Source organism: Geodermatophilus sp. CPCC 205506 (assembly GCF_051383635.1).
Lineage (GTDB): Bacteria > Actinomycetota > Actinomycetes > Mycobacteriales > Geodermatophilaceae > Geodermatophilus.
In genome coordinates, this window is the sequence record NZ_JALPKP010000020.1 from 1 (window position 1) to 25236 (window position 25236).

A 25236-nucleotide genomic window follows, 5' to 3' on the forward strand; every position below is an offset into this window, starting at 1 on the left:
GCCGCGCGGCGGGGCTGGCCGGTGGTCGCGGAGCCGTCGAGCGGCGCGTGGGACGCCGCGGCGCGCGGGGGAGCGCTGCTGCTCGGTGCGCCGGTGTGGCTGGCCGCGCACCGGCCCGACCGGGTGCTCGTCGTCGGCCGACCCACGCTGTCCCGGCCGGTGTCGGCGCTGCTGGCCGACCCGGACGTCCGGGTGGAGACGGTCGCCGCCGCGCCGCGCTGGGCCGACGCCGGGCGGTCGACGGCGGCCGTGGGGGTGCTGCCGGCAGGGGAGGCCGCAGCCGCCCCGGCCTGGCGGGCCGCCTGGTCGGCCGCGGCCGCGCGGGTCGGGACCGCCGTGGACGGGCTGCTCGACGCGGCCGAGGGGCTGACCGCGGGCCGGCTGGCCCGCGACCTGGTGGCCGGCCTGCCCGACGGCGCGCTGCTGGTGCTGGGGTCGTCGACCCCGGTCCGCGACGTCGACCGGCTGGCCGTCCCCCGGGCGGGGCTGACCGTGCTGGCCAACCGCGGCGTCGCCGGCATCGACGGCACCGTCTCCACCGCCGTCGGCGCCGCGCTCGCGCACCGGCGGGCCGGGGGCGGCCCGGCGGTGGCGCTCCTGGGCGACCTCACGTTCCTCCACGACCTGCAGGGCCTGCTGGGCGGCGACGGCGAGCCCCGGCCCGACCTCACGCTGGTCGTGCCCGACAACGACGGGGGCGGCATCTTCGCCCAGCTCGAGCCGGGGCAGCCGCAGTACGTGGCCGGCTACCGCCGGGTCTTCGGCACCCCGCACGGGCGGGACCTGGTCGCGGTCGCCGAGGCGCTGGGCTGGCCCGCCGTCCGGGTCGAGCGGCCCGGCGACCTGCGCGCCGCCGTCGCCGCAGGCGGGCCGCGGGTCGTCGTCGTCCGCACCGACCAGCGGGTCGAGGCCGAACTGGCCGGCCGGCTCCGCACCGCGGCGATCGAGGCCCTGGGAGGCCCGGGATGACGACGACGCCGGCCACCGTCGACGAGTACCTGGCCGCACTGCCCGAGCAGGTCCGCGATCGGGTGGCCGCCATCCGCTCGGCGATCCACGAGGCGGTGCCCGGCACCGAGGAGCGGATGAGCTACGCGATGCCGACGTTCGTCCTCGACGGCCGGCCGCTGGTGCACGTCGCCGCCTGGAGCCGGCACATCGCGCTCTACCCGCTGCCCCGGGCGATCGCCGACGCCGACCTCGAGCGGGCGGTCGCGCCGTACCGGGGCGCCAAGGACGCGATGCACCTGCCGCACCGGCAGGACCTGCCGCTGGACCTCGTGGTCCGCGTGGTGTCCGAGCTGGTCCGGTCCCGAACGGGGCCGACCGGTACCGGTTGAGCCGGTGATCCTCGGGGCACCGTCAGGCCACGGTGCACGGGGCCGCCGGCAGTTCCGCGCACCCAGGCCCGGTGGTCGAAACCCTGGCTGCCGGGCCGCCCCGGCCCGTTCGACGCCACACCAGCAGAGGAGTGCGCGATGGTCAGCCCCGAGCCCGAGACCGGTCGCGAGTTCTGGCGAGACATCAAGCCGATCGAGAACGTCTTCCGCAAGGACGCCGCCCCCGAGATCTTCCTGCCCAACACCCTGGACGACGACGAGCGGTACTTCATCCCGCTGTCGGACACCGTGGGATCCCGGCCGCTGTGGATCTCGCTCTCGCAGAACCGGTGGGCCGACGTGCTGTGGGCCAAGGAGGCCGGGCTGGTGAACCGGCACTACCACCCGCACCAGGTCTTCGGCTACACGCTGTCGGGGAAGTGGAGCTACCTGGAGCACGACTGGGTGGCCACCCGGGGCACCTTCGTCTACGAGACGCCCGGCGAGGCGCACACCCTGGTCGCGCACGAGTCGGACGAGCCGATGCGGGTGCACTTCAACGTGACCGGCCCGCTGATCTGGCTGGACGAGGACGGCCAGCCCAACGGCACCTTCGACGCCTACGACTACCTCGAGCTGGCCCGCGACCACTACGAGAAGGTGGGCATCGGCGCCGCCTACGTGGAGACGCTCCTGCGCTAGCCCTCGAGGGCGGCCTGGAAGGCGGCGAACTTCGCCTGCGTCTCGGCGAGCTCGGCAGCGGGGTCGGAGCCGGCGACGATCCCGCAGCCGGCGAACAGCCGGGCCGTGGCGGGTTCGTCGTCGCTCAGCTGGGCGCAGCGCAGGGCGAGGCCGAACTCGCCGTCGCCGCGGGCGTCCAGCCAGCCCACCGGGCCGGCGTAGCGGCCGCGGTCCATGCCCTCCAGCTCGCCGATCAGCCCGGCGGCGGCGGCGGTGGGGGTGCCGCAGACCGCGGCGGTCGGGTGCACGGCGCCGACCAGCTCCAGCAGCCCGGCCCGGCCGCGGGCCCCGCCGGGCCGCTGGACGCCGGTGACGTCGGTGGCCAGGTGCCGCACGTTGGCCAGCGTCAGCAGCTCCGGCTCCGCCGGCGCGGTCAGCGAGCTGCAGTGGGGCTCGAGCGCGCGCACCAGCGAGTCGACGGCGAGCGCGTGCTCGGCGCGGTCCTTGCCCGAGGTCAGCAGCGCCGCGGCCAGCCGGTCGTCGTCGGCGCCGGCGCCGCGCGGCGCCGTCCCGGCCAGCACGCGCGAGGAGAGCTCCCGGCCGGTGCGGCGCAGCAGCAGCTCCGGGGTGGCGCCGAGCAGGCCGTCGACGGCGAACGTCCAGCAGCCGGGGAACCGGGCGGCCAGCCGGGCCAGCAGCGCGCGGGGGTCCAGCGGGGCGTCGGCGGTGACCAGCAGGTCGCGGGCGAGCACGACCTTCTCCAGCTCGCCGGCGGTGATGCGCTGCACCGCGGCGGTCACGGTCGCGCACCACGACGCGGGGTCGAGCGCACCGTCGGCGTAGCGCAGCCGGCCCAGGGGCGCGGGCTCCGGCGCGGCGGTGGGGAGCACGTCGGCCGGGTCGGCGTCGCCGGTGGTGGTCACCCACGCGACGCCGTCGCGCCGTCCGACGACGACCTCGGGGACGACGAACACCGACGTCCCGGCGGCCGGGTCGAAGGCGATGCTGGCGAACACGACCGGCCCCGAGCCGGGGACGCCGAGAGGGTCGTCGACGACCAGGCCGGCGCTGTGCTCCTGCCACCACGCGGCCGCCTCGGCCAGCGCCCGCGGGCCGGACACCTCCAGCCGCGCGGCCTCACCCCAGCCGACCAGCCCCTCGCCGCGGCGGACCCAGGAGAGGGCGCCGCTCGCCGGGAGCAGGTCGAGCAGGCGCGGGGTGTCCTCGAGCGGCGTCGTCGTGACGGCGGGCGTGACCGACCGGGGGGAGGTCACGGCGGCCGCTGTCACGGACCCAGCGTAGGCAGCCCGGTAGCGTCCCCGCCGTGGGAGACCGGGGAGAGGACGCACACACCGCCGGCCTGCGGGCCGGTCTGGACAAGCGCCCCGCCGACGTCGCCGCGATGTTCGACCAGGTCGCCGCGCGCTACGACCTCACCAACACGGTGCTCTCCGCCGGACTCGACGCCTCCTGGCGGCGGGCCACCCGCGAGGCCCTGGGCGCGTGCCCTGGGCAGACGGTGCTCGACGTCGCCGCCGGGACGGCGGTCTCCACGGTGGAGCTGGCCGCCGGCGGGGTGACCGCGATCGCGTGCGACTTCTCGCAGGGGATGCTGCGGGCCGGCGCCGCCCGGGCGGTGCCCAAGGTGGCCGGCGACGCGATGGCCCTGCCGCTGGCCGACGAGAGCGTCGACGGCGTCGTCATCTCCTTCGGCCTGCGCAACGTCGCCGACCCCGACGCCGCGCTGCGCGAGTTCTCCCGGGTGACCCGGCCCGGCGGCACGCTGGTGGTCTGCGAGTTCTCCAGTCCCACCTGGACGCCGTTCCGCACCGTCTACACCGAGTACCTGATGCGCGCGCTGCCGCGGATCGCCCGCGCGGTGAGCAGCAACCCCGACGCCTACGTCTACCTGGCCGAGTCGATCCGGGCCTGGCCCGACCAGCCGGCGCTCGCCGCCCGGCTGGCGGCGGCCGGGTGGGCCGACGTCGGCTGGCGCAACCTCACCGGCGGGATCGTCGCGCTGCACCGCGGCCGCAAGCCCCGCGCCTGACCCCCGGCCCCGCTGCAGGGGCCCTCGGCGAGCTCGCGAGCGGTGGGGTAGCGCGTGTTTCTGGGCGCCGCTCGGAAGCCGACTTGTCACCCGTGTCACAGCCGGGCCTAGAGTAGTGACCGACAGACTTTGTGAAGCAATTCACAAAGTCGGGCGCGGAACTCCGGGGAGGGGTCGAGGTGGACGGCGGCGACCGGCGGGCCGACGTGGTCGTCGTCGGCGCCGGCCCGGCGGGGTCGTCGGCCGCCTGGCACCTCGCCCGGGCCGGCCTCGACGTCGTCGTCCTGGAGAAGTCCCGGTTCCCCCGCGAGAAGGTCTGCGGCGACGGGCTCACCCCGCGGGGGGTCAAGGCGCTCGCCGACCTGGGCGTGGACACCACCGGCTGGGTGCGGCACAAGGGGCTGCGGGTCACCGGCGGCGGCCGGGTGGTCGAGGTCGACTGGCCGCGGCTGGACCACTGGCCCGCGTACAGCCTGGTGCGCAACCGCCGCGACCTCGACGCCGGCCTGGCCGCGCACGCCGAGACCGCCGGCGCCCGGCTGGTGCAGGACGTCACGGTCACCGACCCCCTCCTCGACGACGCCGGCCGGGTCGCCGGCGTGCACGCCACCGAGGGCCCCGACCGGGTGCCGGTCACCTGGCGGGCCCGGCTGGTCGTCTCCGCCGAGGGGCTCTCCGGCCGGCTGGGCAAGGCCCTCGGCCTGGTCCGCCGCGAGGACCGGCCGATGGGCGTCGCCGTCCGTCGGTACGTGTCCTCCCCGCGCGCCGACGACGACTACCTCGACATCTCCTTCGACCTGTCGGCGTCCGGGCCCAGCGCGGACGGCATGCCCGGGTACGGCTGGGCCTTCGGCATGGGCGACGGCACGAGCAACGTCGGTTTCGGCCTGCTCGACACCCGCCGCGGCTCCGGCGCCGAGCCCCGGACGGTGCTCCGCGAGTGGCTGGCCACCCTCCCACCCGAGTGGCAGTACGACGAGGAGCACGCGGTCACGCCGCTGCGGGGCGCGGGCCTGCCCATGGCACTGCACCGGCGCCCGGCGTACACCCGCGGGCTGCTGCTCGCCGGGGACGCCGCGGGCACGGTGAACCCGTTCAACGGCGAGGGCATCAGCTACGCGCTGGAGACCGGCGCCATGGCCGCCGAGGCCGCGGCCGAGGCGCTGGCCCGCCCCGAGGGCCCGGCCCGGGAGGCCGCGCTGCGCCGCTACCCGGCCCGGCTGCGCGAGGAGTACGGCCGGCACCACCGGCTGGGCACGGCGTTCCTCGCCCTGCTCGCCCGGCCGGGCCTGGTCCGCTTCGCCACCGCGCACGGGCTGACGCGGCCGGCGATGGTCACGGCCGCGCTGAAGCTCATGGGGAACCTCTCCGACGGGCGCGACGGCGATCGGTTCGACCGCGTCGTCGCCGTCCTCACCCGGCTGGCACCGGCGGTCTGAGCCATGCGCGCCGTCACGTCCAGCCGCCATGTCGACACGCTGTGTCGAAGGTCACCTGCTGCCCTGTCCGTGATCTCCGCCGCCGTAGGGTGCCGCTGATGCTCTCGACCTACGTCCCGATCGTCGGGCTGTTCGCGCTGGCCGCGGCGTTCGCGCTGTTCTCGGTCACCGTCGCCCCGTTCGTCGGGCCCCGCCGGTACAACCAGGCCAAGCTCGCCGCCTACGAGTGCGGCATCGAGCCGGTCGACCAGCCGCTCACCGGCGGTCGGTTCCCGGTCAAGTACTACCTGGTCGCGATGCTCTTCATCGTCTTCGACATCGAGATCGTCTTCCTCTACCCGTGGGCCGTGGCCAACGACGCGCTCGGCGTCTTCGGCCTGGTCGAGATGGTCGTGTTCATCGGCACCGTCTTCATCGCGTACGCCTACGTCTGGCGTCGCGGCGGGCTCGACTGGGACTGACAGGAGCGCACCCATGGGACTCGAGGAGAAGCTGCCGAGCGGCGTCCTGCTGACCACCGTCGAGAAGCTGGTCAACTGGACCCGCAAGTCCTCGCTGTGGCCGGCGACGTTCGGGCTGGCCTGCTGCGCGATCGAGATGATGGCCACCGGCGCCGGGCGCTACGACCTGGCCCGCTTCGGCATGGAGGTCTTCCGCGCCTCCCCGCGGCAGGCCGACCTGATGATCGTGGCCGGCCGGGTGAGCCAGAAGATGGCGCCGGTGCTGCGGCAGATCTACGACCAGATGCCCGAGCCGCGCTGGGTGCTGGCGATGGGCGTCTGCGCCAGCTCCGGCGGGATGTTCAACAACTACGCGATCGTGCAGGGCGTCGACCACATCGTGCCGGTGGACATGTACCTGCCCGGCTGCCCGCCGCGCCCGGAGATGCTCACCGACGCGATCCTCAAGCTGCACCACAAGATCATGAACGAGCCGCTGGGGCCGAAGCGGGCCCGCGAGCTCGAGCGCGCCCGCGAGGAGGGACGCGCCGAGGACCTGCTCGTCGAGATGCCCTCGACGGTGCGGGTGGACAAGACGGCGCGGGCGGCCTACGAGCGGGCGGCCGCGGAGCGGCGCACCGGCCAGTTCGCGATCGAGCAGCGGGGCGGGAACGCCGTCCTGCTGCCGGAGCCCCATGTGCGGAGCACGTCATGAGCAACGACGGCGGGTTCCCGACCCCGGGACCGGACGGCGGCCAGCAGGGGATCGGCGGTGGCGGACCGGACGGTGGCTTCCGGCGCGGCGCGTTCGGCGTCTCCGGCAGCGGCGACACCTCCGGGTTCGGCGGCCTGGTCCGCGTGGAGCCCGGCGGCGCGGTCGCCCTGCACTCCACCGACCGGCCCTACGGCGGCTACTTCGACGAGGTCACCGACGCCCTGGTCGATGCGGTCGGCGAGGCCACCTACGCCGCCGCGGTGCAGCGGGTGGTCGTCGACCGCGGCGAGATCACCTACTTCGTCGCCCGGGAGCACCTGCTCACGCTGGTCCAGGCCCTGCGCGACGACGAGGCGCTGCGCTTCGAGCTGTGCAGCAGCGTCTCGGGCGTCGACTACCTCGACAGCGGCGGCCCGGCGGCGACGTCGAACCGGCCCCGGCTGCACGTCGTGCTCCACCTGACCTCGATGACCTACCGCCGGCGCATCCGCCTGGAGGTCGCGGTCACCGCCGAGGACCCGCACGTCCCCTCGGTCACCGGCATCTACCCGACGGCGGACTGGCACGAGCGGGAGACCTGGGACATGTTCGGGATCGTCTTCGACGGCCACCCGGCGCTGACCCGGATCCTCATGCCCGACGACTGGGACGGCCACCCCCAGCGCAAGGACTACCCGCTCGGCGGGGTGCCGGTCGAGTACCACGACGCCACCATCCCGCCGCCGGACACCCGCCGGAGTTACAGGTGAGGACGACGGGCGAGCGAGCATCGCAGGGAGCGCCAGCGACCGAGGAGCGGAACGAGTCCGGAGTCGAACGGGAGGCATTGTGAGCACCACCTACGACCCCTACGCCGGCTCGCGGGAGACCACCGAGGGCCGGGTCTACACCGTCACCGGCGGCGACTGGGACCAGACGCTCGGCACCGAGGCGTACGGCGAGGAGCGGCTCGTCGTCAACATGGGGCCGCAGCACCCCTCCACCCACGGCGTGCTCCGCCTGGTGCTCGACCTCGAGGGCGAGACGGTCACCAAGGCGCGGGTGGTCATCGGCTACCTGCACACCGGCATCGAGAAGAACACCGAGTACCGGAACTGGACGCAGGGCACGACGTTCGTGACGCGGATGGACTACCTGTCCCCGCTGTACAACGAGGCCGGCTACTGCATGGCCGTCGAGAAGCTGCTCGGCATCGAGGTGCCGCAGCGGGCGCAGACGATCCGCGTGCTGGTGATGGAGCTCAACCGGATCGCCTCGCACCTGGTCGCCCTGGCCACCTTCGGCATGGAGATGGGCGCGCTGACCGGCATGACCAACGGCTTCCGGGAGCGGGAGCTCGTCCTCGACCTGCTCGAGGAGATCACCGGCCTGCGGATGAACCACGCCTACATCCGCCCCGGCGGCCTGGCGCAGGACCTCCCGGTCGGCTCGGTCGAGCACATCCGGGAGTTCCTCGAGCTCATGCCGGCCCGGGTCACCGACTTCCACAAGCTGCTCACCGGCCAGCCGATCTGGCAGGCCCGCCTCAAGGACGCCGGCTACCTCGACGTCACCGGCTGCATCGCGCTCGGCGTCACCGGTCCGGTGCTGCGCGCCGCGGGCCTGCCGTGGGACCTCCGCAAGGTCGAGCCGTACCTGGGCTACGAGACCTACGACTTCGAGGTGCCGACCGCCGACACCTGCGACGCGTGGGGCCGCTACCTCGTGCGCATGGCCGAGGTGAACGAGTCGCTGAAGATCATCGAGCAGGCGCTGGACCGGCTCGAGCCGGGGCCGGTCATGGTGCAGGACCGGAAGATCGCCTGGCCCGCGCAGCTCTCCCTCGGTCCCGACGGCATGGGCAACTCCCTCGAGCACGTCCAGCACATCATGGGCCAGTCGATGGAGGCCCTGATCCACCACTTCAAGCTGGTCACCGAGGGCTTCCGGGTGCCGGCCGGGCAGGTCTACGTGCCGATCGAGTCCCCCCGCGGCGAGCTCGGCTACCACGTGGTCAGCGACGGCGGCACCAGGCCGTGGCGAGTCCACGTGCGCGACCCCAGCTTCGTCAACCTGCAGGCGACGGCGGCGATGAGCGAGGGCGGCATGATCGCCGACGTCATCGCGGCGATCGCCTCGCTCGACCCGGTGATGGGAGGTGTCGACCGGTGAGCGCGCTCCCCGGATCGGCCGAGGGGACGGCGGTCACCGGGCTGGACTCCAGCCCGGTGGAGCCCGCGGCCGCCGACCTGCCGCCGCTGACCGAGCAGACCCGGCTCGAGGCGCGCGAGATCATCGCCCGCTACCCGCAGCCGCGCTCGGCCCTGCTGCCGATGCTGCACCTGGTGCAGAGCTACCAGGGCTACGTCTCGCCCGAGGGCGTGGCGCTGTGCGCCGAGGAGCTCGGCCTCTCCAAGGCCGAGGTCGGCGCGGTGGCGACCTTCTACACGATGTACAAGCGCCGTCCCACCGGCCGGCACCTGGTCAGCGTCTGCACCAACACGCTGTGCAGCGTCCTGGGCGGGCAGCGGATCTTCGACGCGCTCGCGGCCGACCTCGCCGTCCACCACGACGAGACCGCCGCGGACGGCTCGATCACCCTCGAGCACGCCGAGTGCCTCGCGGCCTGCGACTACGCGCCGGTGGTCACCGTCGACTACGAGTTCTACGACCAGCAGGACGTCGACGGCGCCCGCGCCCTGGTCGCCGCGCTGCGCCGCGGCGAGAAGCCGCACCCCACCCGCGGCGCACCGCTCACCGACTTCCGCGGGATCTCCCGGCAGCTGGCGGGGTTCTCCCAGTACGAGGACCCCTACGACATGGCCGCCGCCATCGACGCCGAGGGGCGCATCGAGCCCACGCTCGCCGGGCTGCGGCTGGCCGTGGAGCGTGGCGAGTCCGCCCCGCCGATGCCCGGTCCCGAGCAGCCACCGGCCGACGCCGGCGAGCCCCGGGAGACGGTGCAGCCCACGGGTCGCACCGGACAGACCCCGGGGGAGGAGGCGGCCGACGCGCGTGTGGCCGCCGCCGACACCCCGGCGGAGAAGGCGGGCGCCGCCGGAGCGCACCCCGACGCCCCGGAGCCGGCCGGACGGCGGCTGCCGGACGGGGAGACCGGCACCGAGACCCCGCCCGCGGCCCAACCCGCGACCGGGACCAAGCCCCGCACCTCGCCCCGCCCGAATCCACGCCGAGCCAAGAGCAAGGAGGCCTGACCCGTGCCTCTCGCACCCGTGCTGACCTCCCGCTGGGGGGCCGAGCGGTCCTGGCGGCTGTCGACGTACGAGTCCCTCGACGGCTACACCGCGCTGCGCACCGCCCTGGGGATGAGCCCCGACGAGCTGGTGGCGCTGGTCAAGGACTCCGGCCTGCGCGGCCGCGGCGGCGCCGGCTTCCCGACCGGCATGAAGTGGAGCTTCATCCCGCAGCCGAAGCCGGGGGAGACGCCGACCGGCCCGGCCGCGATGCCCAAGTACCTGGTGGTCAACGCCGACGAGGGCGAGCCGGGCACCTGCAAGGACCTCCCGCTGATGATGGCCGACCCGCACTCGCTCATCGAGGGCGTGGTCATCGCGGCGTACGCGATCCGGTCGCACCTGGCGGTCATCTACGTCCGGGGCGAGGCGGTGCACGCCCACCGGCGGCTGCAGTCCGCCGTCGAGGAGGCCTACGCCGCCGGCTACCTCGGCCGCGACGTCCTCGGCTCGGGCTACGACCTGGAGCTGATCGTCCACGCCGGCGCCGGTGCCTACATCTGCGGCGAGGAGACCGCGCTGCTGGACTCGCTGGAGGGCTACCGGGGCCAGCCGCGCCTGAAGCCGCCGTTCCCCGCCGTCGCCGGGCTGTACGGCGCCCCGACGGTGATCAACAACGTGGAGACGCTGGCCAGCGTGCCGTTCGTCGTCCGCGGCGGGTCGGACTGGTTCAAGGAGTTCGGGCCGGAGAAGTCGCCCGGGCCGAAGATCTACTCGCTGTCGGGCCGCGTCGTCCGGCCGGGGCAGTACGAGGCCCCCATGGGGACGACGATGCGCGAGCTGCTGGAGATGGCCGGCGGCGTCCGCCCCGGCCACGAGCTGAAGTTCTGGACGCCGGGTGGCTCCTCGACGCCGTACTTCACCGCGGAGCACCTCGACGTCCCGCTCGACTTCGACTCCGTCGCCGCCGCGGGCTCGATGCTCGGCACCACCGCGCTGATGGTGTTCGACGAGACCGACTCGATCGTCGAGGCGACCCTGCGGTTCACCGAGTTCTACGCGCACGAGAGCTGCGGCAAGTGCACCCCGTGCCGGGAGGGCACCTACTGGCTGGTCCAGATCCTCGACCGGCTCGTGCACGGGCGGGGCACGGCGGCCGACCTCGACCTGCTGACCGACACCTGCGACAACATCCTGGGCCGGTCCTTCTGCGCCCTCGGTGACGGCGCGACCAGCTGCATCGCCAGCTCGCTGAAGTACTTCCGCGACGACTACGTCGCGCTGCTGCCGCCCGAGGAGCAGGCGCGGCTCGGCCGCAGCCTGCCGATCGAGCCCGTCACGGTCGGAGCCGCATAGTGACCGAGCTTGCGAGGGCACCCAGGGACCGAGCGACGCTCGTCACCGGTCCGACGAGCGCGCGCGAGGAGGACCAGTGACGACTCCCCAGCCCGCACCGGCCGCGGTGCCGGCGGTGCCCGGCCCGCACACGCCGCCGGACGCCGTCCACTGCGTCATCGACGGCTTCGACGTCGCCGTGCCCAAGGGGACGCTGATCATCCGGGCCGCAGAGCAGGTCGGGATCCAGATCCCCCGGTTCTGCGACCACCCGCTGCTCGAGCCGGTCGGCGCCTGCCGGCAGTGCCTGGTCGAGGTGGAGGGCCAGCGCAAGCCGGTGGCCTCGTGCACCATGCCGGTGACCGACGGGATGGTGGTGAAGACCCAGCTCACCAGCCCGGTCGCGGACAAGGCGCAGCAGGGGACGATGGAGCTGCTGCTCATCAACCACCCGCTGGACTGCCCGGTCTGCGACAAGGGCGGCGAGTGCCCCCTGCAGAACCAGGCGATGAGCAACGGCCGCACCGAGAGCCGGTTCGTCGACGTCAAGCGGACCTATCCCAAGCCACTGCCGATCAGCAGCGAGGTCCTGCTCGACCGCGAGCGCTGCGTGCTGTGCGCCCGCTGCACCCGCTTCTCCCAGCAGGTGGCCGGCGACCCGTTCATCGAGCTGTTCGAGCGCGGTGCCCTGGAGCAGGTCGCCATCTACGAGGACGAGCCGTTCTCCTCCTACTTCTCCGGCAACACCACCCAGATCTGCCCGGTCGGCGCGCTCACCAGCGCCCAGTACCGGTTCCGCTCCCGCCCCTTCGACCTGCGCAGCGAGCCCAGCGTCTGCGAGCACTGCGCGTCCGGCTGCGCCCAGCGCACCGACTACCGCCGCGGCAAGGTCCTGCGCCGGCTGGCCGGTGAGGACCCGGCGGTCAACGAGGAGTGGAACTGCGACAAGGGCCGCTTCGCCTTCCGCTACGCCGCCGCCAACGACCGGCTGACCACGCCCCTGGTGCGGCGGGACGGCGTGCTGGAGTCCGCGTCATGGCCCGAGGCCTGGGCCGCGGCGGCCGAGGGGCTGCGCGCCGCGCGGGCGGCCGGCGGCGTCGGCGTCCTGCCCGGCGGCCGGCTGACGGTCGAGGACGCCTACGCCTACGCGAAGTTCGCACGGGTCGCGCTCGGCACCAACGACGTCGACGCCCGCGCCCGCGCCCACTCGGCCGAGGAGCTGGCCTTCCTCGCCGCGCACGTCGCCGGCACCGGGCCGTTCAACGGCGCGGTCACCTACGCCGACCTCGGGGACGCCCCGGCGGTGCTGCTCGCCGGCTTCGAGCCGGAGGAGGAGTCGCCGATCGTCTTCCTGCGGCTGCGCCGCGCCGTCCGCACCCGCAAGCTGCCGGTCTTCGACCTCGCCCCCTTCGTCACCCGGGCCGCCGAGAAGCTGCAGGCCACGGTGCTCACCACCCTGCCCGGCACCGAGTCCCGCTCGCTGGCCGCGCTCGCCGAGGGCACGTGGGGCGGGCCTGCGGTCGACGCGCTGCGCACGCCCGGCGCGGTCGTGCTGGCCGGGGAGCGGCTGGCCGAGGTGCCCGGTGCCTTCTCCGCGCTGGCCGCACTCGTGCGCGCCACCGGTGTCCGCGTGGCCTGGGTGCCGCGCCGCGCCGGCGAGCGCGGCGCCGTCGAGGCCGGCGCGCTGCCCATGCTGCTGCCGGGCGGCCGCCCGGTCAGCGACGCCGGGGCGCGAGCCCAGGTCGCCGCCGCCTGGGGCGTCGCCGAGCTGCCGGTCACCCCCGGCCGCGACACCACCGGCATCCTCACCGCCGCCCGCGACGGGCTCCTCGGCGGCCTGCTCGTCGGCGGGGTGGACCCGGCCGACCTGCCCGACCCGCGGCTGGCCGAGGCGGCATTGGCCGCCGCGGGGTTCGTGGTCAGCCTGGAGCTGTTCCCGAGCGCCGTCACCGAGCACGCGGACGTCGTCCTCCCGGTGGCCGCGGCCCCGGAGAAGGCCGGGGCCTACCTGGACTGGGAGGGCCGGCTGCGTCCGTTCGACGCCACGCTGCACGGCACCGGCCAGCTGCCCGACGGCCGCGTGCTCCAGGGCCTGGCCGACGAGCTGGACGTCGACCTGCGGCTGCCGGCGCCCGAGGTGGCCCGCGCGGAGCTCGCCGCGCTCGGGGTCGTCGCGGAGCGTCCTGATGTCCACGGTCTGGACGTCGCGCCGGCGGCCGACCCCGCCCTGGCCGACGACGAGGCGGTGCTCGCCTCGTGGCGGCAGCTGCTCGACGTCGGGACGCTGCAGCGCGACGAGCCCGAGCTGGCCGGCACCGCCCGCCTCCCGGTCGCCCGCCTCGGCAAGGACCTCGCCCGCCGCCTGGACCTGGCCGACGGGGACCGGGTCACCGTCTGCGGCGCGATGGGGGAGGTCAGCCTGCCCGTGCTGGTCACCGAGATGCCCGACCAGGTGGTCTGGCTGCCGATGCGCGCTCCCGGCAGCGAGATCAGGACCCAGTTGGGCACCCCGCCCGGCGGCGTCGTCCGCCTCGTCGCCGGAGGTGCCGCATGAGCGTCCTGGCCGCCGCCGACCAGCCCACCCTCGAGGACTTCGGCACCGACGTCTGGTGGATCGTCCTCATCAAGATCGTTGGCGTCTTCGTCGTCCTGGTTCTTCTGACGCTGTTCGCCATCGTGTTCGAGCGCAAGGTCGTCGCCCGCATGCAGCAGCGGATCGGCCCCAACCGGGTCGGCCCGCGCGGCTACCTGCAGAGCCTCGCCGACGGGCTGAAGCTGGCGTTCAAGGAAGACATCGTGCCGGCGCTCGCGGACAAGCCGGTCTACTTCCTGGCCCCGGTGATCGCGACCATCCCGGCGTTCCTCGCGTTCTCGGTCATCCCGCTGGGCCCGACGGTCAGCATCTTCGGCCAGCGCACCCCGCTCCAGCTGACCGACGCCCCCATCGGCGTGCTCGTCGTCCTGGCCTGCTCGGCGATGGGCGTCTACGGCATCGTGCTGGCCGGCTGGGCGTCGGGCTCGACCTACCCGCTGCTGGGCAGCCTGCGCAGCGCCGCGCAGATGGTCAGCTACGAGATCGCGATGGGGCTGTCGATCGTCGCGGTCTTCCTCTACGCCGGCTCGATGTCGACCTCGGAGATCGTCGCGGCGCAGGCCGACGGCAACCGGGTGTCGTTCTTCGGCCTGGAGTTCACCGGACCCAGCTGGTACGCGATCCTGCTGCCGATCTCCTTCGTCATCTACGCCATCGCGGTCGTCGGGGAGACCAACCGGGCCCCGTTCGACCTGCCGGAGGCCGAGAGCGAGCTGGTCGGCGGCTTCCACACCGAGTACTCGTCGCTGAAGTTCGCGCTGTTCTTCCTCGCCGAGTACATCAACATGGTCACCGTCTCGGCGCTGGCCGCGACGCTGTTCCTCGGCGGGTGGCGGGCTCCGTGGCCGCTGTCGATCTGGGACGGCGCCAACGCCGGCTGGTGGCCCCTGCTGTGGTTCTTCCTCAAGGTCGTCGTCGCGCTGTTCGTCTTCATCTGGCTGCGCGGCACCCTGCCCCGGCTCCGCTACGACCAGTTCATGCGGTTCGGCTGGAAGGTGCTCGTCCCGACGGCGCTGGTCTGGATCCTCGCCGTCGCCACGATGCGCACCGTCGCCCGGGAGGCCGACCTGTCCACCGGGCAGGTGGCGTTGTTCGTCGGCGTGCCGATGGCCCTGCTCGTGCTCGCCGGGCTGCTCATCGCTAGCCGGGCCAGCTACCGGGAGACCCGGATCGCGGCGACCAAGGCCGCGGCCGGCTCCATCCACCCGACCGACGCCGAGCCGGAGGTGCTGCCCCCGGCCGGGCCGCGCCGGCGCCCGGCCCAGCCCGCCGGCCCGAGCCGGGCCGAGGGCGGTTTCCCGATCCCGCCCATGGACCTCAAGGTCCCGCCGTCGCCGCGGCTGCGCCGGCGGGAGCCGGTGGCACCCGACGGCGCCGTGGTCGGCACCGGACGGCGGTCCGCCGCCACCAGCCAGGAGGACGGCGATGCCTGAGTGGAACCCGTCGGACGAGAAGGGGCTGGCGCCGACCTCGCGGGGCGAACTGGCCCGCCGGGACCCCGACGCCGGCCCGGTCAAGCGGACGAGCTGGCTGCCCGGCCCGGGCCAGGGCTTCGGCGTCACCTTCGCCCAGATCTTCCGCAAGGTGACCACGGAGGAGTACCCCGAGGTCCCGAAGGTGACCAAGCCGCGCTACCACGGGCGGCACGTGCTCAACCGGCACCCGGACGGGCTGGAGAAGTGCGTCGGGTGCGAGCTGTGCGCGTGGGCCTGCCCGGCCGACGCCATCTACGTCGAGGGTGGCGACAACACCGAGGACGAGCGCTACTCGCCGGGTGAGCGGTACGGCCGCATCTACCAGATCAACTACCTGCGCTGCATCTTCTGCGGGCTGTGCATCGAGGCCTGCCCGACCCGCTCGCTGACCATGAGCAACGACTTCGAGCTGGCCGACGACAACCGGCGGGACCTCATCTACACCAAGGAGCAGCTGATGGCCCCGCTGCTGCCCGGCATGGAGGCCCCGCCGCACCCGATGCGGCTGGGCGACGACGAGAAGGACTACTACGTGCGCGACCGGCAGGCCGCGCCGCCCCGTGACCCCGCGGCCGGGGCGCGGGAGGACCAGCCCGTGGCCGAGGGGGCGGCGGGGCGGGCGGAAGGCGCGGTGCAGGCGTGAACGACGTCGTCATCGGCGCCGGCGAGGCCGTCGTCTTCTGGGTGCTGGGCCCGATCGCCCTGGCCGGCGCGCTGGGCATGGTGCTCTCGCGCAACGCCGTCCACTCGGCGCTGTGGCTGGTCAACACGATGCTGGCGCTGGGCGTCTTCTACGTCGTCCAGGAGGCGCCGTTCCTCGGCGCGGTGCAGATCATCGTCTACACCGGCGCGATCATGATCCTCTTCCTGTTCGTGCTCATGCTGGTCGGCCGTGACTCCTCCGACTCGGTGGTGGAGACCCTCCGCGGGCAGCGGGTGGCCGCCATCGTGCTGGGCATCGGCTTCGCCGGGCTGGTCGGCGCGGGCATCGCCCGGGCCACCCAGGACCTCCCGCTGACCGGCCTGGCGGCGGTGCAGGGCGGGGCGACCAGCAACATCGAGGCGATCGCCGAGCTGATCTTCACCCGTTACCTGCTGGCGTTCGAGGTGACCAGCGCGCTGCTGATCACCGCCGCCGTCGGCGCGATGGTGCTCGCCCACATCGAGCGCGAGCCCGGCACCCGGCGCACCCAGAAGGAGCTCTCCCGCGCCCGGTTCCTCACCGACCGGCCGCAGACCTTCCCCGGCCCCGGCGTGTTCGCCCGGGCCAACTCCGTGGCCGCGCCGGCGCTGCTGCCCGACGGCCGGCTGTCCGAGGACAGCTTCGCCACCGGGATCGATCCCCAGGAGGTCGACCAGATGCCGCGTCCCACCGGCCGGGCCGAGCTCGGCAGCCCCGACGCGGCGCTGGGGTCGCTCGACCCCACGGTCAGCGACACCCCCGGCGGCCGCGACGGAGGGCAGCACAGGTGAGCGGGCTCGCGAGCTCACCCGGGAGCAGAGCAGCCCGGCGAGCGGGGACGACGAGCGCCGGCGAGGAGAAGCCGTGAGCCTCACGCACTACCTGGTGCTGGCGGCGATGCTGTTCACCATCGGCGCGGTCGGCGTGCTCGTGCGGCGCAACGCGATCGTCGTCTTCATGTGCATCGAGCTGATGCTCAACTCGGTGAACCTCACGCTGGTCACCTTCGCCCGGTCCAGCGGGACCGTCGACGGCCAGATCATGGCGTTCTTCGTCATGGTCGTCGCCGCGGCGGAGGTCGTCGTCGGCCTCGCGATCATCATGTCCATCTACCGGACCCGCCGGTCGGCGTCGGTCGACGACGCCAACCTGCTCAAGTACTGACGAGACGGGGACTCCGGGAATGGACACCGTGCCCGCCGACGGGCTGCTCGCTGCCTCCTGGCTGCTGATCGCGCTGCCGCTGGCCGGCGCCGCCGTGCTGCTGCTCGGCGGCCGCCGCACCGACCGCTGGGGCCACCTGCTCGGCACCGGGACGGTGGTCGCCGCGTTCGTGCTCGGCCTGCTCTGCACGTTCGCCGTGGACGGCCGGCAGGTCGACGTCGACCTGTTCACCTTCATCTCCAGCGGGTCGCTGGACGTGCAGGCCGGCCTGCTGGTCGACCCGCTCTCGGTGGCGTTCGTCCTGCTGATCACCGGGGTGGGCGCGCTCATCCACATCTACTCGATCGGCTACATGGCGCACGACCCGCGGCGCCGGCGGTTCTTCGCCTACCTCAACCTCTTCGTCGCCGCGATGCTGCTGCTCGTCCTCGGCGACAACTACGTGGCCCTCTACGTCGGCTGGGAGGGCGTGGGCCTGGCCTCCTACCTGCTCATCGCCTTCTGGCACGAGCGCCCGGAGGCGGCCACCGCCGCGAAGAAGGCGTTCGTCATGAACCGGGTCGGCGACGTCGGGCTGGCGCTGGCGATCTTCCTGATGTTCGCCCAGCTCGGCACCGTCACCTACGAGGGTGTCTTCGGCTCCGTCGGCGCGGTGGCCGGCGGCACGGTCACCGCGATCGGCCTGCTGCTCCTGCTCGGCGCCTGCGGCAAGTCCGGCCAGTTCCCGCTCCAGGCGTGGCTGCCCGACGCGATGGAGGGCCCGACCCCGGTCTCCGCTCTCATCCACGCCGCGACCATGGTCACCGCCGGCGTGTACCTGATCTCCCGGAGCGCGCCGGTCTTCGACGAGACGCCGACCGCGCGGGCCGTGGTCCTCGCCGTCGGTGCGATCACGCTGATGATCGGGGCGATCGCCGGCTGCGCGCAGGACGACATCAAGAAGGTGCTGGCCTACTCCACGGTCAGCCAGATCGGCTACATGTTCCTCGCCGTCGGTCTCGGCCCGGTCGGGTACGTGGCCGGCCTGACCCACCTCTTCACGCACGGCTTCTTCAAGGCCGGGCTCTTCCTCGGCGCCGGCTCGGTCATGCACGCGATGAACGACTCGGTCGACATGCGCCGCTACGGCGGGCTGGCCTCGACGATGCGCATCACGTTCGTGACCTTCGGCCTGGGCTACCTGGCGCTGATCGGCTTCCCGTTCCTGTCCGGCTTCTTCAGCAAGGACGCGATCATCGAGGCCGCGCTCGACCGCGGCGACGGCTGGGGCTACGTGCTCGGCGGGCTGGCCATCCTGGCGGCCGGCCTGACCGCGTTCTACATGACCCGGCTGATGCTCATGACCTTCTTCGGCCGGCCGCGCTGGGAGGACGGCGTCCACCCGCACGAGTCCCCGCCGGTCATGACCGTGCCGATGATCGTGCTCGCCGTGGGCTCGGTGTTCGCCGGCTTCCTGCTGGTCGTCGTCTTCCCGCTCGAGGAGTGGATGGCCCCGGTGTTCGGCGAGCCGGAGGAGGCCGAGCACGTGGTCGCGCCGCTGGTCGTGAGCGTGCTGGTCACCGTGGTGATGGCGCTCGGCGTGCTCGTCGCCTGGCTGTTCGTCGGACGGCGCGAGGTGCCGGTGGCCGCGCCGGCGCGGGTGTCCCCGGTGGTGCGGGCCGCCCGCCGCGCGCTCTACGCCGACACGGTCAACGAGTCGCTGTTCATGCGCCCCGGCCAGTGGCTGACCCGCGCGCTGGTGTTCGTGGACAACCGCGGGGTGGACGGCGCGGTGAACGGGATGGCGGCCGCGCTGGGCGGGTCGTCGTCCCGGCTGGGTCGCACCCAGACCGGCTTCGTCCGCTCGTACGCCCTGTCGATGCTCGGCGGCGCGGTCATCGTGGCCGGGGCGCTGCTGGCGGTGACGGCCGGGTGAGCGGGCTGCTTTCCGATCGAGAGGCGACGTCGTGAGTGACTTCCCGTTCCTGCTCGCCATGATCGCCGTCCCGGCGGTGGGGGCCGCGGTGGTCGCGGCGCTGCCCAAGGGCCGGGACGAGGCGGCCAAGCGGCTCGCCCTCGGCGTCAGCGGGCTGGTCCTCCTGCTCGCCGTCCTCGCGACGATCGCCTTCGACTCCGGCGGCGACCGGTTCCAGCTGACGACGTCGGTCTCCTGGATCCCCGACTTCGGCGTCGACTTCGCCCTCGGCGTCGACGGCATCGCCCTGGTCATGCTGCTGCTGGTCGGCGTGCTGGTGCCGGTCGTCGTGGTCGCCTCCTGGCGGGACACCCCGCCCGGCGGCCGGTCGATGCAGACCTTCTTCGCCTGGCTGCTGCTGCTCGAGGCGATGATGGTCGGCGTCTTCGCGGCGACCGACGTCTTCCTGTTCTACGTCTTCTTCGAGGCGATGCTCGTCCCGATGTACTTCCTGATCGGCAGCTACGGCGGGCCGCGACGGCAGTACGCCGCGGTGAAGTTCTTCCTCTACAGCCTGGTCGGCGGCCTGGTCATGCTGGCGGCGGTGATCGGGCTGTACGTGGTGAGCCGGAGCGAGCTGGGCGAGGGCACCTTCGCATTCGACGCGCTCCGGCAGCTCGAGATCGACCCGGGTGTGCAGAAGCTGCTGTTCCTCGGCTTCTTCATCGCCTTCGCGATCAAGGCGCCGCTGGTGCCCTTCCACACCTGGCTGCCCGACTCCGGTGCCGAGGCGCCGATCGGGGGCGCGGTGCTGCTGGTCGGCGTCCTGGACAAGGTGGGCACCTTCGGGTTCATCCGCTACTGCCTGCCGCTGTTCCCCGACGCATCCCGCGACCTCGCACCGTTCGTGCTGGTGCTCGCCGTGGCCGGCATCCTCTACGCCGCGCTGCTGGCGATGGGGCAGAACGACATGAAGCGGCTGGTCTCCTACACCTCGATCGCGCACTTCGGCTTCATCGCGCTGGGCATCTTCGCCTTCACGACCGAGGCGACCACCGGCGCGGTGCTCTACATGGTCAACCACGGCATCGCGACCGGCCTGCTGTTCCTGGTCGTCGGCATGCTCATCGCCCGGGGCGGCTCCCGGCTGATCGGCGACTACGGCGGCGTCGCCCGCCAGGCGCCGCGGCTGGCCGGCGTCTTCCTCATCGCCGGGCTCGCCTCGCTGGCACTGCCGGGCACCAACAGCTTCGTCAGCGAGTTCCTCGTGCTGGTCGGCTCGTTCCCGTCGCGGCCGGTGTTCACCATCGTGGCGACCGTCGGCATCATCCTGGCCGCGCTCTACGTGCTGCTCATGTACCAGCGCACGATGCACGGCCCGCCGCGCGGCGTGCTCCTGGAGACCGGCGAGGGGACGCCCGCCGGCACCGGCACCGGCACCGGCACGGGCGCCACCGGCACCGGCACCGGCAGTACCGCCGCCGGCAGCACCGCGACCCTGACCGCCCCGACCGCCCCGACCGCCGCGCCTGCCCGGCTGCGGGTGCGCGACCTCGGCCGCCGCGAGATGGCCGTCGCCGCCCCGATGGTCGCGCTGGTCATCGTGCTCGGCTTCTACCCGCAGCCGCTCATCGACCTCATCGAGCCGGCCGTCGCCGCCACCATGAGCGACGTCGGCGCCGACCCCGCCGGCGTCGAGCCGGCCACCACCGACGCCGGGGAGACCGACTGATGCTCAGCGCGGCGGACGCGATCGAGGCCCCGAGCCTGTCGCTGGGCGCCCTCGCCCCGTTCCTCCTCGTCTTCGGCGCGGCCTGCATCGGGGTCCTCGTCGAGGCGTTCCTGCCCCGCGAGCACCGGCACCCGGTCCAGGTGGCCGTGGCGCTCGCCGGCACGCTCGGCGGGCTGGTCACCAGCCTGCTGCTCGCGGGGGAGCGGGAGGTCACCGCCGGCGGCGCGCTCGCCGTCGACGGCGCCGCGGTGTTCCTGCAGGCCACCATCGCCGGGCTCGGCGCGCTGTCGCTGCTGCTGTTCGCCGAGCGCTCGCTGGACCCGGCGCGGTCGGCCTTCGTCGCCGCCGCGGCGGTGCCCGCCGGCAGCCCGCGCGACCGGGAGCTGATGACGGCGTCGCGGGTGCAGACCGAGGTCTACCCGCTGGCCACCTTCGCCATCGGCGGCATGATGCTGTTCGTCGCCTCCAACGACCTGCTCATCATGTTCGTCGCGCTCGAGGTGCTCAGCCTGCCGCTGTACCTGATCAGCGGGCTGGCCCGCCGCCGGAGGCTGCTCTCGCAGGAGGCGGCGGTCAAGTACTTCCTGCTGGGCGCGTTCGCCTCCGCCTTCTTCCTCTACGGCCTGGCGCTGGTCTACGGCGCCACCGGCAGCGTCCGGCTGGCCGACATCCGCTCCGCCTCGGCCGCCGGCGGCACCGACGTCCTGCTGGTCCTCGGGCTGGCGCTGCTGATCGTCGGGCTGATGTTCAAGGCCAGCGTCGCGCCGTTCCACTCCTGGACGCCGGACGTCTACCAGGGCGCCCCGACGCCGGTCACCGCGTTCATGGCCGCCTGCACCAAGGTCGCTGCGTTCGGGGCGATCTTGCGGCTGCTCTACGTCGCCTTCGGCACCAGCGAGTGGACCTGGCGACCGCTGCTCTACGGCATCGCGATCGTCTCGATGGTCGTGGGCGCCGTCCTCGGCCTCACCCAGACCGACCTCAAGCGGATGCTCGCCTACTCCTCGATCGCGCACGCGGGCTTCCTGCTCACCGGCGTCATCGGCCTCGGTGGCGGTGCGGAGGGCGACGGCTCGGGGCTGGGCCCGACGATGTTCTACCTGCTGGCCTACGGCCTGACCACGATCGGCACCTTCGCCGTCCTGACCCTGGTCCGCGACGGCGACGGCGAGGCCACGCACCTGGCCAAGTGGGCCGGCCTGGCGCGTCGGTCCCCGCTCACGGCGGCGGTCATGGGCCTGTTCCTGCTCGCGCTCGCCGGCCTCCCGCTCACCAGCGGCTTCACCGGGAAGTTCGCCGTCTTCCGGGCGGCGATCGACGACGGCGCGTGGCCGCTGGTCGTGATCGCGCTGCTGGCCAGCGCGGTGGCGGCGTTCTTCTACCTGCGGGTGCTCGTGCTCATGTACTTCAGCGAGCCGGCGGCCGACGGCCCGACGGTCGGCGTCCCCGGTCTACCGACCACGATCGTGCTGGCCGTGACCGTCACCGCGACCGTCGTCCTGGGGGTCGTGCCCGGGGCGGTGCTGGACCTGGCCGAGCAGGCGGCTATCTTCGTCGGTTGATGACCGGAGCCAGCGCCGCCCTCGACGGGGACACCCCGGCCGACACCTGGCAGCGGGTCTCGACCCCCGCCTCGACGATCGGGCCGTGGCTGCCCGAGGGAGACCTCGGCGCGCGGCTCGCCGAGGGGCTGGCCCGGGTCGAGGACGCGCTGCTGACCGCCGTGCAGAGCGAGCACGCCTTCATCCAGGAGGCCGCCGGTCACCTCGTCGCCGCCGGCGGCAAGCGGTTCCGCCCGCTGCTGGCGCTGCTCGCCGCCGAGCTCGGCGACCCGCGCGCGCCGGGAGTGACCGAGGCGGCGGTGGTGTGCGAGCTCACCCACCTCGCCACGCTGTACCACGACGACGTCATGGACGAGGCCGCCGTGCGCCGCGGTGCGCCCAGTGCGAACAGCCGGTGGTCCAACAGCATCGCCATCCTCACCGGCGACTTCCTCTTCGCGCGGGCCTCCGACCTGCTCGCCGACCTCGGCCCGGACGCGGTGCGCATCCAGGCACGCACCTTCGAGCGGCTGGTGACCGGGCAGATCCGGGAGACCGTCGGCGCCCGCCCCGGCGACGACCCGGTCGCGCACTACCTCGAGGTGCTGGCCGACAAGACCGGCTCCCTGGTGGCCACCTCGGCCCGGTTCGGCGCCTCGTTCGCCGGGGTGGACCCCGTGCTCGTCACCGCGCTGACCGCCTTCGCCGAGGAGGTCGGGGTCGCCTTCCAGATGTCCGACGACCTGCTCGACATCGTCAGCGAGGGCGGCGCCTCCGGGAAGTCGCCCGGCACCGACCTGCGGGAGGGCGTGGCGACGCTGCCCGCGCTGATCGCCCTCGCCGGCGACGACCCGGCCGAGGCGCGGCTGCGCCAGCTGGTCTCCGGCCCGATCACCGACGACGGCGAGCACGCGGAGGCGCTGGACCTGCTGCGCTCGTCGGCGGCGCTGGCGCGAGCGACCGAGGTGCTGGGGGAGTACGCCGACCGGGCCCGGGTGCGGCTGGCCGCGGTGCCGGCCGGGTCGGTCCGTGAGGCGCTCTCGGCGCTGTGCGACTACGTGGTCACGCGCACCAGTTGACCATCCGGGGCATCCTGTGCGGGTGTCCAGCCGCCTGACCTGCCTGGTTGCCGCTGTCCTGCTGCTCGCCGCCTGCAGCGGGACGGCGGAACCCGCTGGCCCGGGCACGCCGACCGCCGCCTCGTCACTCCCACCGGCCAGCCCGTCCGGCTCACCCACGTCGGCGCCGACGTCGCCGGCGCTCGACGTCGCGGTGGTCGTCGACGGGCTGGACCACCCCTGGGACGTCGCCCAGGCGCCCGACGGCACCCTGCTCGTCGACGAGCGCGGGGGCGGCCTCACCGCGGTGCTGCCGGACGGCGCGGTGCAGGAGGTGGCGGCCGACTTCGACGACCTGTTCGCCGACGGGGAGACCGGCCTCATGGGGCTGGTGCTCGACCCCGCGTTCGACCGGAGCCGGCGCTTCTACACCTGCCAGGGCCAGGAGGACGGCGGCGAGCGGTCGATCGCGGTCGTCGCCTGGACCGTCGACCCGGCCTGGCGCAGCGCGACCCGGGTCGCCGACCCGCTGCTGGGCGGCATCCCGGTCAACGAGCGGTCCGGCCGGCACGGCGGGTGCCGCCTGCGCTTCGACCCGACGGGCGCGCTGCTGGTGGGCACCGGCGACAACGCCGTCGGGACCAACCCGCAGGACCTCGGCACCCTCGCCGGCAAGGTGCTGCGGATCGACGCGGCCACCGGCGCCCCGGCGCCGGACAACCCGTTCGCCGGCCGCGGCGGCGCGGCGGCGTACGTCTGGACGTACGGGCAGCGCAACGTGCAGGGGTTGGCGGTCCGGCCCGGCAGCGGCCAGGTCTACGCCGCTGAGCAGGGCACCGACCGGGACGACGAGGTGACGCTGCTGCGCGCCGGCGGCAACGGAGGCTACGACCCGGACGGCCGCGGCAGCTACGACGAGAGCGTGCCGATGACCGACCCGGCGCTGCCCGACGTCCTGCCGGCCACCTGGGCCTCCGGGGACCCCACGATCGCGACCTGCGGGGCCACCTTCCTCGACGGGGACCAGTGGCAGGGCTACGAGGGGCTGCTGCTGGTCGGCGTCCTCAAGGACCGTGGCGTGCTGGCGCTGCTCATCGCCGACGACGGGCGGCTGCTCGAGCAGTTCCGGTTGCCCGAGCTGGAGGGGTCGTACGGCCGCATCCGCACGGTGCAGCAAGGGGGTGACGGCGCACTCTACGTGACCACCGACAACGGGGGTGGTGAGGATCAGCTACTGCGGGTGACGCCGCGCTCCTGACCCGCTACCGGCGGCCGAGGTTTTCTCCCAGCGGGTTGTGACCGAACTCACAGGTTCGACAGGGTCGCCGGGTCAGGTTCCACGGTCGCATCCCGCGGCCGAGTGACAAGGGGAAAACCATGCACCGCTCACGTCTTCTCGTCGTCGTCCCCGCCGCCACGGCGCTGGTTCTCACCGGCCTGTCGCCCGCCTGGGCCGATGACGGGCATCCCGACCGCCACGGGCACGACGATGCCTGGGCCAAGGTCCTCCGGATCGACGACGAGGCCGAGCTGGACGATCGCGGCCGCGTGCTCGAGGTCAGCTTCGAGTACAAGTGCGAGGAAGACGACAGGAACAGCGTCACGGCCGACGTGACGGCCGTGAACAGGCACGAGGACCTCCGCTACGAGGCGGACGACGCCGATCTCAACTGCGACGGCCGCGCCCACTGGATCACCGTCCGGCTGGCCAAGGAAGAGGACAGGGCCCGGGAGGGCGACAGGGTCGACGTGACGGTGGAGATCAACGAGGACGGCGACGAACTCGACTCGGAGACCCGGCGTGACGTCGAGGTCGTGGACGAGGAGAACGGTGACCGCGACGGTGACCACCACCACGACGACAAGGACCACGACGACCCCCACTGAGCCAACGGCTCTGAGGGACTGACCTCCGACACGAGAAGGGGCGCCCGGACCTGGTGGT

General features: G+C 73.7%; 23 protein-coding genes. 22 read left to right on the plus strand and 1 reads right to left on the minus strand.

Annotated features, from left to right (window positions below; genetic code table 11):
• The 3 genes from MY520_RS13040 to MY520_RS13050 form a co-directional block, all read left to right on the plus strand.
• Positions 1-969, plus strand: a 969-nt coding sequence (locus MY520_RS13040) for a thiamine pyrophosphate-dependent enzyme (protein WP_436692536.1), incomplete at its 5' end; no start/stop codon positions are given.
• Positions 966-1340 (plus strand): iron chaperone, encoded by a 375-nt coding sequence (locus MY520_RS13045; RefSeq protein WP_436692537.1) that lies wholly within the window; start codon positions 966-968, stop codon positions 1338-1340. The genes MY520_RS13040 and MY520_RS13045, both read left to right, overlap by 4 nt.
• 138 nt (positions 1341-1478) lie before the next feature.
• Positions 1479-2021, plus strand: coding sequence for a 2,4'-dihydroxyacetophenone dioxygenase family protein (locus MY520_RS13050; RefSeq protein WP_436692538.1), 543 nt, complete (start codon positions 1479-1481; stop codon positions 2019-2021).
• On the opposite strand, the gene MY520_RS13055 is transcribed toward MY520_RS13050, so the two are convergent.
• A complete protein-coding gene (locus MY520_RS13055; RefSeq protein ID WP_436692539.1) occupies positions 2018-3289 on the minus strand; it encodes an isochorismate synthase in 1272 nt (423 codons plus the stop codon). The two genes, MY520_RS13050 and MY520_RS13055, sit on opposite strands and share 4 nt — an antisense overlap.
• Positions 3290-3324: 35 nt before the next feature.
• Here MY520_RS13055 and MY520_RS13060 point away from each other — a divergent pair, with 35 nt between their 5' ends.
• The 19 genes from MY520_RS13060 (at position 3325) to MY520_RS13150 (ending at position 25178) form a co-directional block, all read left to right on the plus strand.
• Complete coding sequence (locus tag MY520_RS13060) at positions 3325-4050, plus strand: demethylmenaquinone methyltransferase (protein WP_436692540.1); 726 nt, start codon at positions 3325-3327, stop codon at positions 4048-4050.
• 131 nt (positions 4051-4181) lie between these two features.
• Positions 4182-5489, plus strand: coding sequence for a geranylgeranyl reductase family protein (locus tag MY520_RS13065; RefSeq protein WP_436692541.1), 1308 nt, complete (start codon positions 4182-4184; stop codon positions 5487-5489).
• 98 nt (positions 5490-5587) lie between these two features.
• Positions 5588-5950, plus strand: coding sequence for an NADH-quinone oxidoreductase subunit A (locus tag MY520_RS13070; RefSeq protein WP_436692542.1), 363 nt, complete (start codon positions 5588-5590; stop codon positions 5948-5950).
• Between the two features lie 13 nt (positions 5951-5963).
• Entirely contained in the window at positions 5964-6644 is a 681-nt protein-coding gene (locus MY520_RS13075) for a NuoB/complex I 20 kDa subunit family protein (protein WP_436692543.1), read from the plus strand.
• A complete protein-coding gene (locus tag MY520_RS13080) occupies positions 6641-7393 on the plus strand; it encodes an NADH-quinone oxidoreductase subunit C (RefSeq protein ID WP_436692544.1) in 753 nt (250 codons plus the stop codon). Before MY520_RS13075 ends, MY520_RS13080 begins: the two co-directional genes overlap by 4 nt.
• A 79-nt stretch (positions 7394-7472) precedes the next feature.
• Entirely contained in the window at positions 7473-8795 is a 1323-nt protein-coding gene (locus MY520_RS13085) for an NADH-quinone oxidoreductase subunit D (protein ID WP_436692545.1), read from the plus strand.
• Positions 8792-9838 carry an NADH-quinone oxidoreductase subunit NuoE gene (gene nuoE, locus MY520_RS13090; RefSeq protein WP_436692546.1) on the plus strand — a complete coding sequence of 349 codons (1047 nt, stop codon included), beginning with the start codon at positions 8792-8794 and terminating at the stop codon, positions 9836-9838. The genes MY520_RS13085 and nuoE overlap by 4 nt, the downstream gene beginning before the upstream one ends.
• A 3-nt stretch (positions 9839-9841) precedes the next feature.
• Positions 9842-11173 carry an NADH-quinone oxidoreductase subunit NuoF gene (gene nuoF / locus MY520_RS13095; RefSeq protein WP_436692547.1) on the plus strand — a complete coding sequence of 444 codons (1332 nt, stop codon included), beginning with the start codon at positions 9842-9844 and terminating at the stop codon, positions 11171-11173.
• 76 nt (positions 11174-11249) lie between these two features.
• Positions 11250-13706: an NADH-quinone oxidoreductase subunit G gene (locus tag MY520_RS13100; RefSeq protein WP_436692548.1), complete on the plus strand. Its 2457-nt coding sequence runs from the start codon at positions 11250-11252 to the stop codon at positions 13704-13706.
• Complete coding sequence (gene nuoH / locus MY520_RS13105) at positions 13703-15178, plus strand: NADH-quinone oxidoreductase subunit NuoH (protein ID WP_436692549.1); 1476 nt, start codon at positions 13703-13705, stop codon at positions 15176-15178. Before MY520_RS13100 ends, nuoH begins: the two co-directional genes overlap by 4 nt.
• Positions 15171-15863 (plus strand): NADH-quinone oxidoreductase subunit NuoI, encoded by a 693-nt coding sequence (gene nuoI, locus MY520_RS13110; RefSeq protein ID WP_436692550.1) that lies wholly within the window; start codon positions 15171-15173, stop codon positions 15861-15863. Before nuoH ends, nuoI begins: the two co-directional genes overlap by 8 nt.
• Complete coding sequence (locus tag MY520_RS13115; protein WP_436692551.1) at positions 15860-16693, plus strand: NADH-quinone oxidoreductase subunit J; 834 nt, start codon at positions 15860-15862, stop codon at positions 16691-16693. The genes nuoI and MY520_RS13115 overlap by 4 nt, the downstream gene beginning before the upstream one ends.
• Before the next feature lie 73 nt (positions 16694-16766).
• Entirely contained in the window at positions 16767-17066 is a 300-nt protein-coding gene (gene nuoK / locus MY520_RS13120; RefSeq protein ID WP_436692552.1) for an NADH-quinone oxidoreductase subunit NuoK, read from the plus strand.
• Between the two features lie 19 nt (positions 17067-17085).
• Complete coding sequence (gene nuoL / locus MY520_RS13125) at positions 17086-18981, plus strand: NADH-quinone oxidoreductase subunit L (protein ID WP_436692553.1); 1896 nt, start codon at positions 17086-17088, stop codon at positions 18979-18981.
• A gap of 31 nt (positions 18982-19012) precedes the next feature.
• The gene (locus MY520_RS13130; RefSeq protein WP_436692554.1) at positions 19013-20692 is read left to right on the plus strand and encodes an NADH-quinone oxidoreductase subunit M; all 1680 of its coding nucleotides are present in this window, start codon (positions 19013-19015) and stop codon (positions 20690-20692) included.
• The gene (nuoN, locus tag MY520_RS13135; RefSeq protein WP_436692555.1) at positions 20692-22254 is read left to right on the plus strand and encodes an NADH-quinone oxidoreductase subunit NuoN; all 1563 of its coding nucleotides are present in this window, start codon (positions 20692-20694) and stop codon (positions 22252-22254) included. Before MY520_RS13130 ends, nuoN begins: the two co-directional genes overlap by 1 nt.
• Positions 22254-23312 carry a polyprenyl synthetase family protein gene (locus tag MY520_RS13140; protein ID WP_436692556.1) on the plus strand — a complete coding sequence of 353 codons (1059 nt, stop codon included), beginning with the start codon at positions 22254-22256 and terminating at the stop codon, positions 23310-23312. The genes nuoN and MY520_RS13140 overlap by 1 nt, the downstream gene beginning before the upstream one ends.
• Positions 23313-23334: 22 nt before the next feature.
• On the plus strand, positions 23335-24549 hold the full coding sequence (locus MY520_RS13145) for a PQQ-dependent sugar dehydrogenase (protein ID WP_436692557.1): 1215 nt from the start codon (positions 23335-23337) through the stop codon (positions 24547-24549).
• Positions 24550-24839: 290 nt separating this feature from the next.
• On the plus strand, positions 24840-25178 hold the full coding sequence (locus MY520_RS13150) for a hypothetical protein (protein WP_436692558.1): 339 nt from the start codon (positions 24840-24842) through the stop codon (positions 25176-25178).
• Positions 25179-25236: the final 58 nt, after the last annotated feature.